The sequence below is a fragment of the Halomonas sp. McD50-4 genome, from assembly GCF_022348135.1.
Lineage (GTDB): Bacteria > Pseudomonadota > Gammaproteobacteria > Pseudomonadales > Halomonadaceae > Vreelandella > Vreelandella piezotolerans.
Window position 1 is genome coordinate 107,673 of the sequence record NZ_JAKRFG010000012.1, and the last position, 17,318, is coordinate 124,990.

Below are 17,318 nucleotides of genomic sequence, written 5' to 3' on the forward strand. Positions count from 1 at the left end.
GTTTGCACGCCGTCGTAAGGGCAGTGTCGCGGTTAGCTAAAACGTGAATGCAGCTTGTCCGCCTGGGACAAAGAAGACGTCACCACTTGAACACCGGTACGATATCGCCAACACCACCAAGCCCACCCAAGGCTCAAGGCAAGTCCTACGGCGCCAGCGGTGTGTAGTAAGGCCAGCCATAAAGGCAGCCACAACAAGACATTCGCAATCCCCAGCCCTACCTGGAGGCCATAAGCGATGAGCACACCCACCAAGGCATTACTCACCGGCTGTAGGCCCCGATAACGCCACCAAAGCAGTAACAATAGCCCTCCTAATAAAAGAGCGCCCAATCGATGAACCATATGGATCGCCGTGCGCGCATCGGCATGGAGCTGCCCGTGCAAGTAACTAGGCCCCACCGTTTGCGTTAGATGAAACCCTTCACTGAGGTCCATGGCTGGCCACCACTGCGTGTTGCAGGTCGGAAACCCTTGGCAAGCAATACCCGCATAGTTACTAGTGACCCAGCCTCCCAGCGCCAGCTGAAGCACCAGCGCGGCTCCCGCTACGTACCAGAGAAGATTGCCAGCCCTGGCTGCACCACCTTTGTTGCGCCACGCCCTGCGCAACCGAAGATGCAGCCAGAAAAACAGCATCAAAACACTCAATCCTCCGAGCAAATGCAGCGTGACAACCTGTGGCCACAACTTAAGAGTAACGGTAAACGCACCAAACGCGCCCTGAACGAGAATAACGATCAGTAACGCCAAGCTAAGTCGCCATGGATATTCTGGACGTTTGCGCAGTGACCACCCCATTGCCACGATGGTGAGCACAATCAAGCCCAATAAACTGGCTACATAGCGGTGAGCCATCTCTACCCAGGCTTTGAAGGGCTCTAAAGGAGCATCAGGATGTCGAAGCGCCGCATGATCACTATCGGGAACAATGAGTTTGCCATAACAACCAGGCCAGTCAGGGCAGCCTAATCCTGCGTCGACCAAACGGGTCCACGCACCTACCAATATCACACAGGTAGTCAGTAACGTACCTACTAACGTCAACCTTACAAGCCAGTCAAGGCGCTGTGAGTAGCTATGCATCGAGCTTCCTTACGGCTAAAACTAGCCGAGCAAAGGCTATATTGGATTGACTTTAAACAGGTGACGTATGTCATCCAGTATGTCGGCCGTAGCCGTTTCGTCACTAAAAGAGAGCGCTGGCCTGCCCATCGGATCGAACAACCACACGCGGTTTTCACCCCCCCAAGAAGGAGAATGTTGCCATTTTGTCACCACCTCGCCTGGCAGTGCAGTGGCCTCCCCACCAATCCTCAACCGCTGCAGTCGCGGCGCCTCACGCCCTAAGGCACGGTGTAGGCGCCAAAGTGCGTCCTGCTTTTCTTCGCATTGGCTACTGCAGTCAAATACCAGGGTCCACCGTTCTGAAGAGGGGGCACTCACCGCCAGCGGCCACTGTCGCAATGGGGGAACATCTAGGATGACTTGCCCATGAGCCGTATGCGCCTGCGGAATACCGACTTGCCACGTTAACATCCCCCAGGCAGTGACGATCGGCGCAGCAAAGATCACGAACAAACATAGCAGCTTGATTCTGGGATAACGTACTGGACGGTGAGACTGCATATTAACGTCCTCTTTCATAATGCTCGCGACGATCAGCCGCTAGGCGATGTCCGCCAAACAGCATGATGACGAAAGCCGTCAATGCCAAGGCCCACCACTGAACAGCATAGCCAACATGACGGCTTGCTGGCATAACGCTTGCCTCCCACCATGGCGTTAACACACCGTCCCCTTGCTCTGCATGCAGCCAGCCATGATGGCTGAATTCGCCCAAAGCCCCTTCCCAAGGCGCGAGACTTAGCTGCTGAAGGCGTACGCCCTCCTGGTTAGCCCCATAAAGGGGGCCTTGTGCTTGCGCTTTCTGCCACTCGCCCGACACGTCGATGACGCCTTCGGGAGTCGACACATGAGGCGCGTCTCTACTAAACCCCGTCTCCAAAAAACCACGTTGAACCAACCACAGTTGACCATTCATGTCTCTCAGCGGCGTCAGCACCGCCACGCCTAAGCGTCCAGAGGCCATACGATTATCCAGATAGAGCGTGTGTTGCGGCAGATACCTGCCTCGAAGATATACTTGCGCCCCGTCTGATGGTGTATCGACGGGCTCGATCATTGACGGAGCCGCGGCCCTCCTGGCCAGTAAATCGCGCTTGTCATCGGCCCGCTCCCACTGCCATAGTCCCAACAAAATGCCAAGCGTCACCACGACAGACCAAAACAAATACCAGGCATAGAATCTCACTGGATAACGAGAGGGCTTGATCATGTGGTTAAAACTACTCATTGCCGTCGTGTTTATTGGAATCGTCGCCAGTCTTGCCGCAGGAGCAGGCTTTTTGCTACGAGACGACAGCACCTCAAGGCGTCTACTCATATCGTTAAAATGGCGTATCGCTCTCACCTGCCTACTCATCGTGCTGCTACTTATTGGCTTTTTGTCTGGCGAGCTTGGGTAACGCACTAAAACACATAGACAAAGATGAAGAGGCCAACCCACACCACATCGACGAAGTGCCAATACCAGCAGGATGCTTCGAAGCCAAAGTGGTGGTCATTAGCAAAATGCCCTTTGATGATCCTAATTAGCATGCTGGCCAAGATGAGCGTACCAATGATTACGTGAAGGCCATGAAACCCGGTCAAAATGAAGAAAGTAGCGCCAAAAATCCCCGCCTCCAGGGTAATCCCATAGTGATGGTAGGCCTCGTAATACTCGACCCCTTGAATGACGATGAAGCAGAGACCTAGCAATACTGTCCCTGCTAACCAATTACGACACGTTTGTCGCTCACCCAGCTTGAGCGCCTCATGCGCAACGGTCAGCGTGATACTGGACGTAACGAGTATCAGCGTATTGACTAGAGGAAGCTGCCAGGGACTAAGCACACTGGTAGGCCCTGACACGGAGGTATCAGGTGGGTTGAGAAGTGGCCATTGAGGTACGAAATCAGGCCAGAGCAAGGCCGAAACACCCTTGGCGCCTTCTCCCCCTAGCCAGGGCAACGTGAACGTTCTGATATAGAACAAAGCGCCAAAAAAGGCGGCGAAAAACATGACTTCTGAGAAGATGAACCAGCCCATGCCCCATCGAAATGACCGGTCCATTTGCGCATCGTAGAGACCGCCCATCGACTCATGGATCACATCCCGAAACCATAGCCCCATGACGCTGACGACCCCTACTAACCCAATGACAAGCAGAGGCGCTCCCGTGTCGTATACCAATTGGATGCCGATCCCTAACATCAAGGCACCCAGGGCCAATGAACCTAAAATGGGCCACCGACTGGTAGCAGGAACGTAGTAGCTGCCGCTGCTCATGTGTTATCCCCCGCCAAGTGATTGTTATAGGCCGTTTGCAGCGGCGTCCGCTGTACCGGATAAAGGGTGTATACCAACGTGATCGTATTGATCTCTTCGGGTAAGTCTTTCGCTAACTGAAATACCAGAGGAATCGTGAGTCGCTCCTCTCCCTGCAACTGCTGCTCTTGAAAACAGAAACAGCTGACCTTGCGTAAATGCGTCGTGGCACTGGAGGGAGACACACTAGGCACCGCCCGCCCCCAGCTTTCTATGGCACTGTTGTTGGTGAAAGTAAAATCTACCTCTGCCGTTTGCCCGGGATGAACGCGCATTTGCCGCGTTGCGACACTCATTTGCCAGGGTAAGCCTGCACTGCCGCGGGTAATGAATTGAACCGTGACGAAACGCGTCTGATCGACCTCCTCATGAACAATGGCCTGAGCAGTCGTATCGACCTTGCCATTCAATCCCGTCACTTTGCAGAACACGTCGTAAAGGGGCACTAATGCAAAGGCAAAAGCGAACATCCCAAGCAGGGCGGCAACGCTGCGAATGACCGTCTTATTCACTCCGTCTCTTTGAGCTCGATCTATGCCCATGTTGATCCCCTGAATCTAATGCAGCGCTCACCGCTTATTCGTGGGTTTGAGCACGGTGAAAGACAGGTGGCGTTTCAAATGTATGCAGCGGAGCAGGACTTGGCACGCTCCATTCTAGATCCACCGCGCCCTCCCAAGCTTTCGCGGGTGCTTTTTGCCCTCCTCGAACGCACAGCACGATAACCAAGACGAACAGCAGCTGAGAGGCCCCAAAGAAAAACGCTCCGATGCTCGATAGCAAGTTGAAATCGGCAAACTGCAAGGCGTAATCGGGAATACGTCTGGGCATACCGGCCAAACCGGCAAAGTGCATGGGGAAAAACGTCAGGTTGACGCCAATGATGGAGCACCAGAAATGGCATTGCGCCAACCGCTCATTGGGATAGTGGCCCGTCCATTTTGGCAACCAGTAATAAACGCCTGCCATGATGGCAAAAATAGCGCCAGGCACGAGGACGTAATGAAAATGGGCAACCACAAAATAGGTGTCGTGGTACTGAAAATCCGCTGGCGCAATGGCCAGCATCAGTCCTGAAAAACCGCCAATGGTGAACAGGACGACGAATGCCAGCGCAAACAGCATAGGTGGTTCAAAACTGATCGAGCCACGAAACAACGTGGTCACCCAGTTAAACACCTTGACCCCAGTAGGCACGGCAATGAGCATCGTGGAGTACATGAAAAACAGCTCAGCGGTCAGCGGTAGACCTACGATGAACATATGATGCGCCCATACTAAAAAAGATAGCAGGGCGATGGCTGCGGTGGCGTACACCATCGAGGCATACCCAAACAGTGGTTTACGCGCAAACGTTGGAATGATGGCCGACACGATACCAAACGCTGGTAATATCATGATGTAGACTTCGGGGTGTCCGAAGAACCAGAACAAATGTTGAAATAGTACGGGGTCTCCTCCGCCCGCGGCATCGAAGAAACTGGTACCGAAATTGATGTCCATCAACATCATGGTAATGACCCCTGCCAACACCGGCATCACCGCAATTAGCAGAAAAGCGGTTATCAGCCATGTCCAAACGAACAGCGGCATGTCCATCATGCGCATGCCAGGGGCTCGCATATTGAGAATCGTCGCGATGATGTTGATCGCACCTAAAATCGAACTAATCCCCGCGATATGCAGCGCTAGAATAAAAAACGTCGTGGACGCAGGCGCATAAGTCGTCGATAAGGGAGCATAAAACGTCCAACCGAAATTAGGGCCACCGCCTGGCATCAATAACGTGGAAAGCAGCAGCGCAAAGGCAACGGGCAAGAGCCAAAAGCTGAAGTTATTGAGCCGTGGAAGCGCCATGTCGGGCGCGCCAATTTGTAGCGGTATCATCCAGTTGGCCAATCCGGTAAAAGCGGGCATCACGGCTGCAAACACCATGATCAAACCGTGCATGGTGGTCATTTGATTGAAAAACTCAGGCTCGACCAGCTGCAATCCCGGTTGAAACAGCTCGGCTCTCACCACCAGCGCAAAAATGCCACCCACGAAAAACATCGTCAGCGAGAAAATCAGATAAAGCGACCCAATCTCTTTATGATTGGTAGTCAGCAGCCACCTTAATAGGCCTTTCGGCGGAGTATGATGCGCATGGCCTTCATGCGACTGACCACCCGCGACGGCTGTTGAACTGTGTTGCAGGGGGTTGTGTGGAGGAAGTTTCGGCGCCATGAGTCTCTCCGCGTACTTTATCGTTGTATTGGAAGATGGTGTTTAACGCTTCACTTATTGCGCAATACGTTCGGCCACTGTCGCAGGCTGAACAGCATCCCCCGTATCATTTCCCCAAGCATTCCGCGTGAACGTGACGACAGCGGCTATCTCTACTGGATTGAGCGTACTTCGAAAAGCGGGCATGGCCGCCCCCGACACACCGTTAATGACTCGGTCTAAATGCCAGTCCAGGTCGTCGATCAGCTGATCGTTGCCCGCCAGCGCCGGGAAGGCAGGAGGCGCCCCTTGACCTTCGCTTTGATGGCAAGAGGAACATATCGATTGATAAACGGTTTCGCCACGTGCCATCAACTCATCGAGTGCCCATTCACGATCGATACCCATGGCTTCCTGCTCGGCTGCCGCTTTACGCTCTTCGAGCCACGTCTCGTACTCCGCTTCCTCCATGGCATGAACCACGATGGGCATGAAGCCATGATTCACCCCACATAGCTCGGCACACTGGCCGCGGTATATGCCAGGCTCGTTGATCTGCACCCAGTTTTCGTTGATAAAGCCTGGGATCGTATCCTGTTTGACGGCCAGCGCCGGCACCCACCAGGAGTGGATGACATCATCGGATGTCATCAAAAAGCGGACTTTACGATTGATAGGGAGCACGAGAGGCTCGTCTACATCGAGCAGGTAATGCTCGTCTCGCTCGGCCTCTCCACGGATTTGCTCGCGACTGGTACTAAGGTTGGAGGTGAACGCTATATCTTCACCTAAATATTCGTAGCGCCAGCGCCACTGCTGACCCGTAATCATGATATCAAGGTCGGCTTCGGAAGCATCATACATGTTCTTCAGTGTCGCCGTTGCTGGCACTGCCATACCCACCAATATCAAAATAGGGATGGCCGTCCATAGCACCTCTACGGAGGTATGTTCATGAAAACTTGCCGCTTTGGCGCCCTTGGCATGGCGATAGCGAAACAAGGAGTAAAACATCACACCGAAAACGATCACGCCAATCACCACACACACCCAAAAAATGGTCATGTGAAGGCCAAAAATATCGCGGCTAATATCGGTGACACCGACCGGCATGTTCCAGCTGCTGGCCTGGGCCTGGGAGATACTTGCGACACTGGTCATGGTGAGAAGCCATCGCCACGGTAGGTGCATAGCAGCCTCCTTTTTATTGTTGTTCTCGCCATCCCGTTTATTAGGTCAGGATGAAGTGATGTCTTGTGAGTATAGAAAACAAATGGCATTCGTCACGCACTGCAAGCGTGATGTTTCTCAACGATTCACCCCGCGGCAAACATTGCTATGCTCGCTAGCACCAGAACGAACAACAACGTGACGACGATCGCCGTGAGAATGAACGCAGCAGGCTTGCCATTCGAAAAATCGTGCTGCCGTTGACGGTCATTCTGAACGCCGATCAGCGCTGCCAGCACCGACTTGATGACTGACCACATAGCTACTCCCTCATTGCTTAGGCATGTCACGTTACGTTCGGCCGCTGTGTTAGAGCACCCGCCTACCGTTGATGATAGGCAATTTTGAGCATCTTGCTGCGGCTCGAAATTCAAGCAGCCACGCATGATCAGTAATAACAGCAGCACTTTGCTATGAATAAGCTTGCGGCAAAACCTGGGTCCATTCACACTTGTCGAAAATTTGTCGCTACCGCAATGGACTGTCAATGGAGTCTTCTATGCCCAAGCATCGTGGCGTCGCACAGCGCGTCTGCATCGTCATGTTTTTCTCTCTCTTGCTCACTGGATGCACGACTTACACATGGCCAGACGGCTCTCAGGAAACCGTATTGGGCGTCGTCGCTGAAGATGAGAATCGCCAGTACGAAGAGCCTCGTGCTGACGGCGTTCGCTATCGTAAACCGGGAGAACTCCCTAACGCAGACAGTGACGATAACGACTGAATCTGCCTAGCCCCTCATTCGTGCCGTCGTTTGGTAGACGCCGTGGCTTGAGCCGTTAGCGGATCTTCTGGCCACGGGTGTTTGGGATAGCGACCCCGCATCTCTTTACGTACCTCAGGGTAACCATTGATCCAAAAGCTCTTTAAATCTTGAGTCACTTGAAGCGGGCGCCGCGCAGGCGACAGCAAATGAAGTATTATCGATACACGCCCATCGACGACGGTAGGCGTTGATTGCCAACCAAAAGCCTCTTGTAGCTTCAATGCCAATACTGGCGCCTGCTCCACTTGGCACGGCGCGTAATCCACGTTGATGGAGCGACCGCTCGGCGCCGTGATCACGCTTGGCACCAAGCGCTCCAATTGCTGCTGTTGCTCCCACGCCAGTGTATTCATGAGGCAGCTATGAAATGGCAACCTTTCGACCTGCGCCATGCGCGTCAATCCCGCGACATAGGGCGCCAGCCACGTCTCCAACGTCCCCATTAGCACCGCCTCCGACCAATCGGGCCACTGCTCCGGCCATAGTCGTGAGAGCAACGCCATTCGCCCCTGCAATTGGCGAACGTCCTCCGTCATCACTAGCTGCGGGCGTTGCTTGAGCGCCTCTAGGAGCGCTTTTTCCATCGCCTCTGCCGACAGCTGGGGCAACGGACGAACGGCTAACACCAGCTCGCCGTGCCGTTGTACGGCCTCTCCGACCAGCTTACCCTGCTCCTCCGACCAGCCCACGCGTTCTTCCCAACGTCCGGTATCAGGATAGAGCTGGACCAAAGTGGTTAACGTGATGGGTTCTGCGACGTAAATGCGGGCTTCACTGGTCGCACTCTCGATCGCTACCGCCACTAGCCAGTCGTGTTGGGCAAATGGATGACGCTCAGGCAGCGTTGCCGTTTTGCCATTCGCCAGTTTGAAGCGCCCAATGCCGATGCGCTGGGCGACACGGTCTGGGTATGCCAAACACAGCAGAGCGCTGAGCGCCCCTAGATCAACGACACGAGGCATGGAGACGTCCATCGACCTCGCTAGGCGCTGGGTCTGCTGATGCCATTGCGGAAAAGCAGAAGGCTTTTGAAATCGCTGGGTCAGCGCATCACGCAGCGATCCTTGCACCCGCTCTCGGCCCTCCATCAATGCTGCCAGTGCACAGGCCAGAGGTATCGCCTGCAAAGCTTTCGCCCCCACTAGCATGGCGGCTAAACGCGGCTCCAAGGCTAGCGCCGCACTCTGCCGACCGAGCTGCGTCAATCCCCCGCCTGGCGCTCGTAAGCGCAGCTGATCCAGAAGCGCCTGAGCCGATCTCAGCGCCCCCTCAGGAGGCGATGTGACCCACGACAAAGCTCTGGGTTCGTGGACACCCCATAGGACGGTTTCTAGCACGAGGTTGGATAAATCGGCCTGAAGTATCTCCGGTTCCGCATAGCCCACCAGGGGCTGTTCCGCGGCCCAAAGCCGATAACAGACGCCCGGCTGCTGGCGACCGGCACGCCCACGACGCTGATCGGCACTCGCCTTGTTGACACGACGGGTGGTTAGTTTGGTCAGCCCCGTACTAGGATTGAACAGAGGCACCCGCTCGAATCCTGCATCGATCACGACGTTGACACCGTCGATCGTCACACTGGACTCGGCAATCGCGGTCGAGACGATCACCCGCCGACGCCCTGTACGTGGCCGCATGGCCGCCTGCTGCACCTCCAAAGGCAACCTTCCATGCAGCGGGTGCACCTCGACATCCAGAGGGCTCTCTTCCATGGCGTCAACGAGTTGAGCGATGTCGGCTACGCCGGGTAAGATCATCAGAACGTCTTGGCTCTCTGGACGTATCAGGGCCTCATGAAGCACTCGCAGCGCGGTGTCGCTCAGCGAAGCTTCCCCCAACGGCGGTCGATAGTGGGTCTCGACGGGGAAGGCTCGCCCCTCGCTTTCGATGACCGGGATATCACTCCCTAACACTCGCTTGAGCGCTGTCACATCCAAGGTGGCCGACATTACCAATAGACGCAGGTCGTCACGCACGCTCTCTTGCACATCGAGCGCCATAGCGAGGCCTAAATCTGCCTCAAGGCTTCGCTCGTGAAACTCGTCAAAAATGATTCCCGCTACGCCCTCTAATAACGGGTCATCCTGCAGCATACGAATAAGCACGCCCTGCGTGACCACCTCCAGCCGGGTTTTACGGCCAGCTTGGCTGTCGCCCCGCATCCGATACCCAACGGTCTCACCCACTTGCTCATTGAGCTGGGCCGCCATGAAGGTGGCGGCGAGTTTGGCGGCAACCCGGCGCGGCTCCAGCAGTAGCAGTTTCTGCCCCTGCGCCCATGCACACGACAGCAGCGTTAGCGGTACGCGCGTGGTTTTACCGGCTCCTGGCTGCGCTACGAGTATCAAACGGTTTTGGCTCGCCAGCACGGAACGAATTTGATTCAGATGCTGCTCAATAGGAAGCGATGTACTCATGGGTCATTGGGTCAGCGCGTCAGAGGGTGCAATACCGCACCCCTTGAGAATGACGTGCTCCAAGAATTGGCAAATGGACAACAGATCCGCCTCGCCAAGGGATTCCTCGCCAAGAATACCGGATACCTGAGCACTGTATTCCGTGTAGTGCTGGGTGGCTGACCAAATCAAAAAAATCAGCCAGCGCGGGTCCACATCATCCATCTTGCCCTGCCGCGACCACGCGCGCATGATGGCGGCACGGGAAGCGACCCACGCTTTGAGCTCACCAGAGAGGTACTCCTTCAAAAACGGTGCCCCCGCCAGAATTTCCGCTGCGAACAGTTTTGACCCCTCTGGATAGCGCTGCCCCAGCGCCATTTTGGTGCGTATGAAGTCGCGGAGTACTTGGGCAGGATCGCTGTCTTCATGGATATCTTCTAGCACCGCGTTCCATCGCGTCATCATTCGGTTCAATAGACGTACATAGAGTGCTTGCTTGCTCCCCATGTAATAGAGAACGTTAGCTTTGGGCAGCCCGGCAAGATCGGCAATCGCTTGAAGACTCGCCCCCCGATAACCATGCTGCGAAAACACCTGTTCAGCCGCGCTCAAGATGGTCTGTTCGATACGTTCTCTGCTGGCGTTTTCTGGATTCGCGGTATCGACCGACATTCAGTAGGCTCCTTATGATCGCTCGCTAGCGAACGGGTCAGCGGTACTGGGCAGCACGCCACATTACCGTGCACTTTCAATAAAATGCACTTTAAAAGTGCGTGACACATCGTGTTTAACAAAGTCTTGCAAGGTGCGCCGTTTTGTCCCAAGCTCAACGATATTGACCAATCGGTCAGAACAATCATAACGGAGTTTGGCATGGCGACAATTGAGTTTTTGCTCAATGGCACCCCGACCCAGTGTCAGGTGCCCCCTGACACCAGCATTCTAACGTTGTTGCGCGATCATTTGGGCATGACGGGTACGAAAGAGGGTTGCGCTTCGGGAGACTGCGGCGCCTGCACCGTGGCGATGAAAGGCCCTACAGCCTCTGAGTTTGTCAGTCTCAATGCCTGTATTACACCTGCCCATCAATTACAGGGTCAGCACCTAGTGACGGTAGAAGGCTTATCGGTCAATGGACAGCTTCACCCGGCGCAACGCGCGATGGTCGAGTGCCATGGAAGTCAATGTGGCTTCTGTACGCCTGGTATTGTCATGTCACTCTTCACACTTCACGCCCAACAACAGCAGCGACCGGCGCCTTTAAGTCCGGAGCGACTGGAAGCCTCGTTGGGGGGCAACCTATGTCGCTGCACCGGTTATCGCCCTATTCGGGATGCTGCCCTCAGCATGTCGTCCTACGAGTGGCAGACGCCGCAGTGGTTCGACGCCACTCAGCCATGTCCGTCAGCACTGACGCCCACCTGCCTGGAAGAGACCGTCTCCCGCTTCTTTGCGCAGCCCACCTCGCTTAAAGAGCTGACCGCTCTTCGCCGCCGTTATCCATCGGCGCGCTTGGTCGCAGGCGCTACCGATCTATGGCTCGAAAACACTCAGCGACTTGCTACGCTGAATCAATTAATTGATGTCACACGCGTCGAATCGCTTCACCACATCGAGGAAGCCACATTGGCAGAGCAGCCCGGTTGGTGGATAGGCGCAGGCGTTACCTATTCCCAGTTAGAGCCGCTATTCGAAGCGCACTTCCCGGCGTTTGCTCATCTGCTACAGCGACTTGGTTCTCAACAGGTGCGCAATCGAGGCACGCTAGGCGGCAATATCGCCAACGCCTCGCCCATTGGCGATACACCACCGGTGCTGTTAGCGCTGAACGCCTCGATAGAGCTTGTCCATCAGGGCGGTCGTCGCCTACTCCCTCTGAGCGATTTCTTCTTGGACTATAAAAAAACGGCGCTCGCCGACGATGAAATCATTAGCCGAATATTCCTCCCTCGCTTGGCCGAAGGTTGCGACCTGAAAGTGTGGAAACTCTCTAAACGCCGTGAGGACGATATTTCGGCCGTGTTAGGCGCCTTTCACTATCGCCTGAGTGACGGTGTTTTGAGCGATGTGCGCGTCGCCTTTGGCGGCATGGCTGCCGTACCCAAGCGCGCCTTGCAAGCAGAAGCCGCTTTGACGAACACCCCCGTATCGCAAGAGTCCTTCCAAGCTGCTCAGCAAGCACTCGCCGATGACTTTCAGCCGATGAGCGACGTACGCGGCGGTCGACACTATCGACAGCAAGCCGCTGCTAACCTCATGGAGCGTCTTTATCTCTCGCTCTCGGCACCGACACAGGAGGTGATGCTCGATGCGTACGCTCACTAAGCTCGATGGCGATAGTCGCCGTGCTCGTCGCGAATTACGCGATCACATCCAGGGCTCTGGTCCACTGGCCCGCCATACGGTCGACAGTCACGGGCAGCGGCAAGCAGGTGCCTCCAGCTTTCACGAGAGTGCCGAAAAACATGTGACCGGCAAAGCGACCTACATTGACGATCTCAAGACGCCCCAGGATGCGCTCCATATAGCGCTGGGACTATCGCCCATCGCTCACGGCAAGCTCGTATCGTTGGAGCTGGACGCTGTACGTCAGGCGCCTGGCGTGGTCGATGTGATTACCTTTCACGATGTTCCTGGCCATACCGACATTGGCCCCGTGTTTCCCGGCGACCCGATTTTCGTTGATCACGACATCAGCTATGCCGGACAGTGTCTTTTTGCCGTAGCGGCGACGTCTCATCAGGCCGCTCGTCAAGCAGTCACATTGGCCTCGATGCAGTTCGATGAGCAGCCAGCCAGTCTCGATCCAGTCGCCTCCGCCGAACGGCAAGAGGTCGTTCGCCCTACCCACGTACAAGTATGTGGGGACTGGGAAGCAACACTAGAAGGTGCCGAGCAGGTGATCGACGGCGACCTGTTCATCGGAGGACAGGAGCACTTTTATCTCGAGGGCCAGGCCTGTGTGGTGATCCCCACCGAGGACGAAGGCGTCATGGTGCATACCTCGAACCAGCACCCCAGCGAAACGCAAAAGCTGGTTGCCGAGGTGCTAGGTATCCCTTTCCATGCAGTGACGGTGGAGGTACGCCGCATGGGCGGCGGGTTTGGGGGCAAAGAGACGCAAGCATCGCCCTGGGCATGCATCGCTGCGATCATTGCACGCCGTACGGGCAGAGCTACACGGCTGCGTCTACCACGAAGTGTCGATATGCGAATCACGGGCAAGCGCCATCCTTTTCATAATCGATACCGATTGGCGATCGACGCTCGCGGCGTGATTCAAGGTGGCGATATCACCGTCATCGGCGACTGCGGCTACTCACCTGACCTCTCGGACGCTATCGTGGATCGTGCCATGTTCCACGCGGACAACGCTTACTCACTGGGTGATGCCCGCGTTACCGGCCACCGTGCCAAAACCCACACGGCGTCCAACACCGCCTTCCGTGGCTTTGGTGGTCCACAGGGCATGATGATCATTGAAGCGGCGATGGATGACATTGCCCGTCACGTCGGCGAAGACCCGCTCACCATTCGTAAGCGCAATTTCTATCGCGAGGGTCGAGACACAACGCATTACGGTCAGCAGGTGGATCAAAAGCAACTGCTGCATACGCTCGTCGATACGCTGGAAGCCAGTAGCGATTACTGGTCGCGACGCCAACAGGTACGTGACTTCAACGCGACAAGCCCCGTCATCAAAAAAGGTCTAGCGCTGACGCCGGTTAAATTCGGGATTTCATTCACCGCTCAGCACCTCAATCAGGCGGGTGCTCTGCTCCATGTTTATACCGACGGCAGCATCATGATCAACCATGGCGGTACGGAAATGGGTCAGGGGCTGCACACGAAAATTTGCCAGGTGGTTGCCCGTGAACTAGGACTGGATCTAGACAGCGTCCGCATCAGCGCAACGCGCACTGACAAAGTTCCCAACACGTCGCCCACCGCCGCCTCTAGCGGTGCCGATCTCAACGGCATGGCGGCCAGAGATGCCGCCGGTAAACTTCGTGAGCGGCTGTTCGATTTTGCCGCTGGACATTTCGAGGGGGGGCTAGATCGCGAGGGCATGCGACTGGAAAATGGCATGCTAGTCGCAGGCAGCGGAGAGAGCGAACGGCGCATCCCGTGGGGAGAGCTCATCCAAACGGCATATTTGAACCGCGTCTCGCTGTCGGAAAAAGGCTTCTATGCAACCCCTTTGATTCACTACAACCGAGCGACGGGGCAAGGTCGTCCCTTCTATTACTATGCCTTTGGAGCAGCGGTCGCCGAAGTGAGTGTCGACACTCTAAGCGGTGAATATCTCGTCGACCGAGTGGACATCCTCCACGATGTCGGCAATTCACTCAACCCAGCCATCGATATCGGCCAAATCGAAGGAGGCTTCATTCAGGGAATGGGCTGGTTGACCAGCGAAGAGCTCAAATGGAGCGATAAAGGTGTGCTGATGAGCGACGGACCGGCGACCTATAAAATCCCTACTTACGGTGACCTGCCCCGCGTCTTCAATGTCGAGCTCATGGAGGGGCACCCTAACTCCATGGCAAGCCTATACCGCTCCAAAGCCGTGGGCGAACCCCCTTTCATGCTGGGTATTTGCGTGTGGTCGGCGCTAAGAGACGCACTGTCGAGCCTGACGGACTATCGTACATCCCCTCACTTAGACACCCCCGCCACGCCGGAAAGAGTCATGCTTGCAGCCCATGCGATTAGGAAAAAAGCGTTATGACCACGCCCCCTGACACTTGGCATGCAGCGCTTCATCGTTTACAGCAAAGCGGTACGCCGCATGTCCTCGCGACCCAAGTGACGTGTGCAGGTTCGACCCCCCGCGAGCCGGGAGCTCGCATGGTGATTACCGATGATGCTCTTTTCGACACGCTGGGGGGTGGCACCTTCGAGTGGCAAACCATTAGCGCTGCCAGAGGTTTACTGCGACAAGGAGACGCTGGGTTTCATCTCGAGGCTTTTTCCCTAGGCGGTCGTAGCGGTCAGTGCTGCGGTGGCTTCGTCAACGTGCTACTCGAGGTATTCCCAGGCACTTCCCCACGCCTCGCGCTATTTGGCGCTGGTCATGTCGGCCATGAAATCGTCAAACTGAGCGCCCCTCTTCCTTGGCATATCGATTGGTACGATAGCCGCAGCGACAGTTTCCGCAACTGCGCAGACGAACAGCCGCGATTGAGCTGTCATCTATTGCAAAACGTGACTTCTTGCATCATGGCCCTCCCTGCCGCATGCCACGCTCTTGTGATGACTCACAGCCACGATGAAGATTACGCCCTGATTGCAGCGCTACTCAAACGCCCGGACATAACCACCATTGGGCTAATCGGTTCGGACAGTAAATGGGTAAGCTTTCAACGACGCTTATCGCGTGATGGCTTTCAACCCAACGAGATTCAGCGCGTACGCTGCCCTATTGGCGCGATCCACGGCAACAAACTTAGCAACAAAACGCCCTATGCGATTGCCATGACCGTCGTCACCGAGCTTTTATCACTAACTGACAAACCCATTGATCGACAAACACGCGGGCTTGAGCCCGCTGTTCTGCGCTCTCTATTTAACGATACGGCGACATCCTCGAGCTAATATGACTTCTACCGATACGTTGATTCGTGCAGAGCTGGTGAGCTTTGCTCGTGACCCAGGGGACGATGACCTGCCGACATCTGGCAGCCTCGAGCATTACAACGATGGTGTCCTGTGGCTTCGAGAGGGCCATATCCAGGCGGTTGGCCACTACGCCGATCTCGTCGATCAACTTCCGCTGCACAGCCAGATCCTCGACTATCGCGGCAAATTGATCCTGCCCGGTTTTATCGATACCCACGTTCACTATGTTCAGCTCGATATCATGGCGTCGTATGGCCGCCAGCTTTTGGACTGGCTGAATGACTATACCTTTCCTGAGGAGTGCCGCTTTGCCAACCATGCCCATGCACAAGCGCTGTCCAACGCCTTTCTAGACGAGATGCTAAGAGCTGGCACGACGACGGCTCAAGTATTCGGTTCTAGCCACCCAGGATCGGTCGATGCATTCTTTAGCACTTGCCAGAAGCGCCAGTTACGCATGCTCGTTGGAAAAGTCCTGATGGACCGCAATGCACCCGATGCATTAATGGACGGTGCGACGGGCATTGCCGATACGGAGCGTTTGATCGAGGATTGGCACGGCCAACAGCGGCTAGGTTACAGTGTAACGCCTCGCTTTGCGCCCACGTCGACGAAGGCTCAAATGGATGCGGCGGGTGCCCTGCTACGCAACGACCCATCGCTATGGCTGCAAACACACCTTGCCGAAAATAGCGGCGAACTCGACTGGGTGGCCGAACTTTTCCCAGGCAGTCGAGATTACCTAGCGGTGTACGAGGACGCTGGCCTCGTAGGCCCTCGCAGCACCTTTGCTCACGGTATTCATCTCGACAACGGCATGCGTCAACGTCTAGCCGAGCGAGGCGCCAACATTGCGTTCTGCCCAAGCTCTAATCTATTTCTGGGTAGCGGACTTTTCGATCGAGACGCTGCAAAAGAAACAGGTATGTCCTTTACCTACGCCAGCGACATTGGTGCCGGTACCGATCTTTCGGGTTTCGGAACGTTGAAAAGCGCTTACCAGGTGGGCCAACTGCGCGGCCAGCCACTGACGGCATGGCAAGGTTTTTACGGCTTGACCCACGGTAACGCCAAAGCGCTGTCACTGGATCATCACATTGGACAGCTTGCCCCCTCCTATGAGGCTGATTTCGTCGTCATCGATCCACATGCCACGTCGCTTCTTGAGCGCCGCATTCAGCACTGCACCACGCTGGGCGAGCGCCTCTTCGCCCTCATGATGCTGGCCGATGATCGCGCCATCTATGAAACCTGGGCAGGCGGCGTTTGCCAGCATCGCCGGGATTGATTGCGAAATCGACGCTCGCTAGACAAGCCGCTTCTCATCAGCGGCTTTTGTCACTTCCACGGCAGCGCAGACCGGTTATGGCCCAAACGGCAAAAAGCCCCGCACACGGTGTGTACGGGGCTTCTCGAGCGCGCAACAAAAAACCCAGCCGTTTGGCTGGGTTCTTTGCGATATAAGTGCCTGACGATGTTCGGGCCGGCCACCCGGCGGGCGGCGCTCCGCTACTCTTCAGGGGGAGACCCCTAAAAAGCAAAACCCCGACCAGATGGCCGGGGTTTCTAAATAAGTGCCTGACGATGACCTACTCTCGCATGGGGAGACCCCACACTACCATCGGCGCTAAGCGGTTTCACTTCTGAGTTCGGCATGGGATCAGG

16 protein-coding genes and 1 rRNA gene are annotated in these 17,318 nt (G+C 55.8%); 6 read left to right on the forward strand and 11 right to left on the reverse strand.

From position 1 onward, the window contains the following. Positions 1-32: 32 nt before the first annotated feature. From MHM85_RS14595 to MHM85_RS14605, 3 genes are read right to left on the reverse strand one after another with little or no spacing between them, the layout of a single operon-like run. On the reverse strand, positions 33-1,085 hold the full coding sequence (locus MHM85_RS14595; RefSeq protein ID WP_219863635.1) for a COX15/CtaA family protein: 1,053 nt from the start codon (positions 1,083-1,085) through the stop codon (positions 33-35). 36 nt (positions 1,086-1,121) lie between these two features. Continuing rightward, entirely contained in the window at positions 1,122-1,628 is a 507-nt protein-coding gene (locus MHM85_RS14600) for a hypothetical protein (protein ID WP_239286347.1), read from the reverse strand. A gap of 1 nt (position 1,629) precedes the next feature. Further along, positions 1,630-2,337 (reverse strand): SURF1 family protein, encoded by a 708-nt coding sequence (locus tag MHM85_RS14605; protein WP_219863633.1) that lies wholly within the window; start codon positions 2,335-2,337, stop codon positions 1,630-1,632. Here MHM85_RS14605 and MHM85_RS14610 point away from each other — a divergent pair. Next, positions 2,336-2,527, forward strand: coding sequence for a DUF2909 family protein (locus MHM85_RS14610; RefSeq protein ID WP_219863631.1), 192 nt, complete (start codon positions 2,336-2,338; stop codon positions 2,525-2,527). The two genes, MHM85_RS14605 and MHM85_RS14610, sit on opposite strands and share 2 nt — an antisense overlap. Before the next feature lie 4 nt (positions 2,528-2,531). Here MHM85_RS14610 and MHM85_RS14615 read toward each other — a convergent pair whose 3' ends face one another. The 5 genes from MHM85_RS14615 to MHM85_RS14635 form a co-directional block, all read right to left on the reverse strand. Beyond that, positions 2,532-3,392, reverse strand: a complete 861-nt coding sequence (locus tag MHM85_RS14615; RefSeq protein WP_139528536.1) for a cytochrome c oxidase subunit 3 — start codon at positions 3,390-3,392, stop codon at positions 2,532-2,534. Then, complete coding sequence (locus tag MHM85_RS14620) at positions 3,389-3,973, reverse strand: cytochrome c oxidase assembly protein (RefSeq protein WP_219863628.1); 585 nt, start codon at positions 3,971-3,973, stop codon at positions 3,389-3,391. The genes MHM85_RS14615 and MHM85_RS14620 overlap by 4 nt, the downstream gene beginning before the upstream one ends. Positions 3,974-4,007: 34 nt before the next feature. Further along, positions 4,008-5,657, reverse strand: a complete 1,650-nt coding sequence (gene ctaD / locus MHM85_RS14625) for a cytochrome c oxidase subunit I (RefSeq protein ID WP_218013995.1) — start codon at positions 5,655-5,657, stop codon at positions 4,008-4,010. Between the two features lie 54 nt (positions 5,658-5,711). Beyond that, complete coding sequence (gene coxB, locus MHM85_RS14630) at positions 5,712-6,827, reverse strand: cytochrome c oxidase subunit II (RefSeq protein WP_139528538.1); 1,116 nt, start codon at positions 6,825-6,827, stop codon at positions 5,712-5,714. Positions 6,828-6,952: 125 nt separating this feature from the next. Beyond that, positions 6,953-7,126: a DUF2970 domain-containing protein gene (locus MHM85_RS14635; protein ID WP_219863625.1), complete on the reverse strand. Its 174-nt coding sequence runs from the start codon at positions 7,124-7,126 to the stop codon at positions 6,953-6,955. 239 nt (positions 7,127-7,365) lie between these two features. Here MHM85_RS14635 and MHM85_RS14640 point away from each other — a divergent pair, with 239 nt between their 5' ends. Further along, entirely contained in the window at positions 7,366-7,590 is a 225-nt protein-coding gene (locus MHM85_RS14640) for a hypothetical protein (protein ID WP_239286348.1), read from the forward strand. 14 nt (positions 7,591-7,604) lie between these two features. Here MHM85_RS14640 and hrpB read toward each other — a convergent pair whose 3' ends face one another. Together hrpB and MHM85_RS14650 are read right to left on the reverse strand one after the other, a co-directional pair. Further along, on the reverse strand, positions 7,605-10,049 hold the full coding sequence (hrpB, locus tag MHM85_RS14645) for an ATP-dependent helicase HrpB (RefSeq protein ID WP_239286349.1): 2,445 nt from the start codon (positions 10,047-10,049) through the stop codon (positions 7,605-7,607). A 3-nt stretch (positions 10,050-10,052) separates the two neighbouring features. Next, positions 10,053-10,703: a TetR family transcriptional regulator C-terminal domain-containing protein gene (locus tag MHM85_RS14650; RefSeq protein WP_139528542.1), complete on the reverse strand. Its 651-nt coding sequence runs from the start codon at positions 10,701-10,703 to the stop codon at positions 10,053-10,055. 201 nt (positions 10,704-10,904) lie between these two features. Here MHM85_RS14650 and xdhA point away from each other — a divergent pair, with 201 nt between their 5' ends. From xdhA to guaD, 4 genes are read left to right on the forward strand one after another with little or no spacing between them, the layout of a single operon-like run. Beyond that, the gene (xdhA, locus tag MHM85_RS14655; protein ID WP_239286350.1) at positions 10,905-12,356 is read left to right on the forward strand and encodes a xanthine dehydrogenase small subunit; all 1,452 of its coding nucleotides are present in this window, start codon (positions 10,905-10,907) and stop codon (positions 12,354-12,356) included. Beyond that, on the forward strand, positions 12,340-14,763 hold the full coding sequence (gene xdhB / locus MHM85_RS14660) for a xanthine dehydrogenase molybdopterin binding subunit (protein WP_239286351.1): 2,424 nt from the start codon (positions 12,340-12,342) through the stop codon (positions 14,761-14,763). Before xdhA ends, xdhB begins: the two co-directional genes overlap by 17 nt. Next, a complete protein-coding gene (gene xdhC / locus MHM85_RS14665; RefSeq protein ID WP_219863614.1) occupies positions 14,760-15,629 on the forward strand; it encodes a xanthine dehydrogenase accessory protein XdhC in 870 nt (289 codons plus the stop codon). The genes xdhB and xdhC overlap by 4 nt, the downstream gene beginning before the upstream one ends. A gap of 1 nt (position 15,630) precedes the next feature. Then, positions 15,631-16,941: a guanine deaminase gene (gene guaD, locus MHM85_RS14670; RefSeq protein WP_219863612.1), complete on the forward strand. Its 1,311-nt coding sequence runs from the start codon at positions 15,631-15,633 to the stop codon at positions 16,939-16,941. Between the two features lie 288 nt (positions 16,942-17,229). Here guaD and rrf read toward each other — a convergent pair. Beyond that, positions 17,230-17,318, reverse strand: a 5S ribosomal RNA gene (gene rrf / locus MHM85_RS14675); the annotation flags it as partial.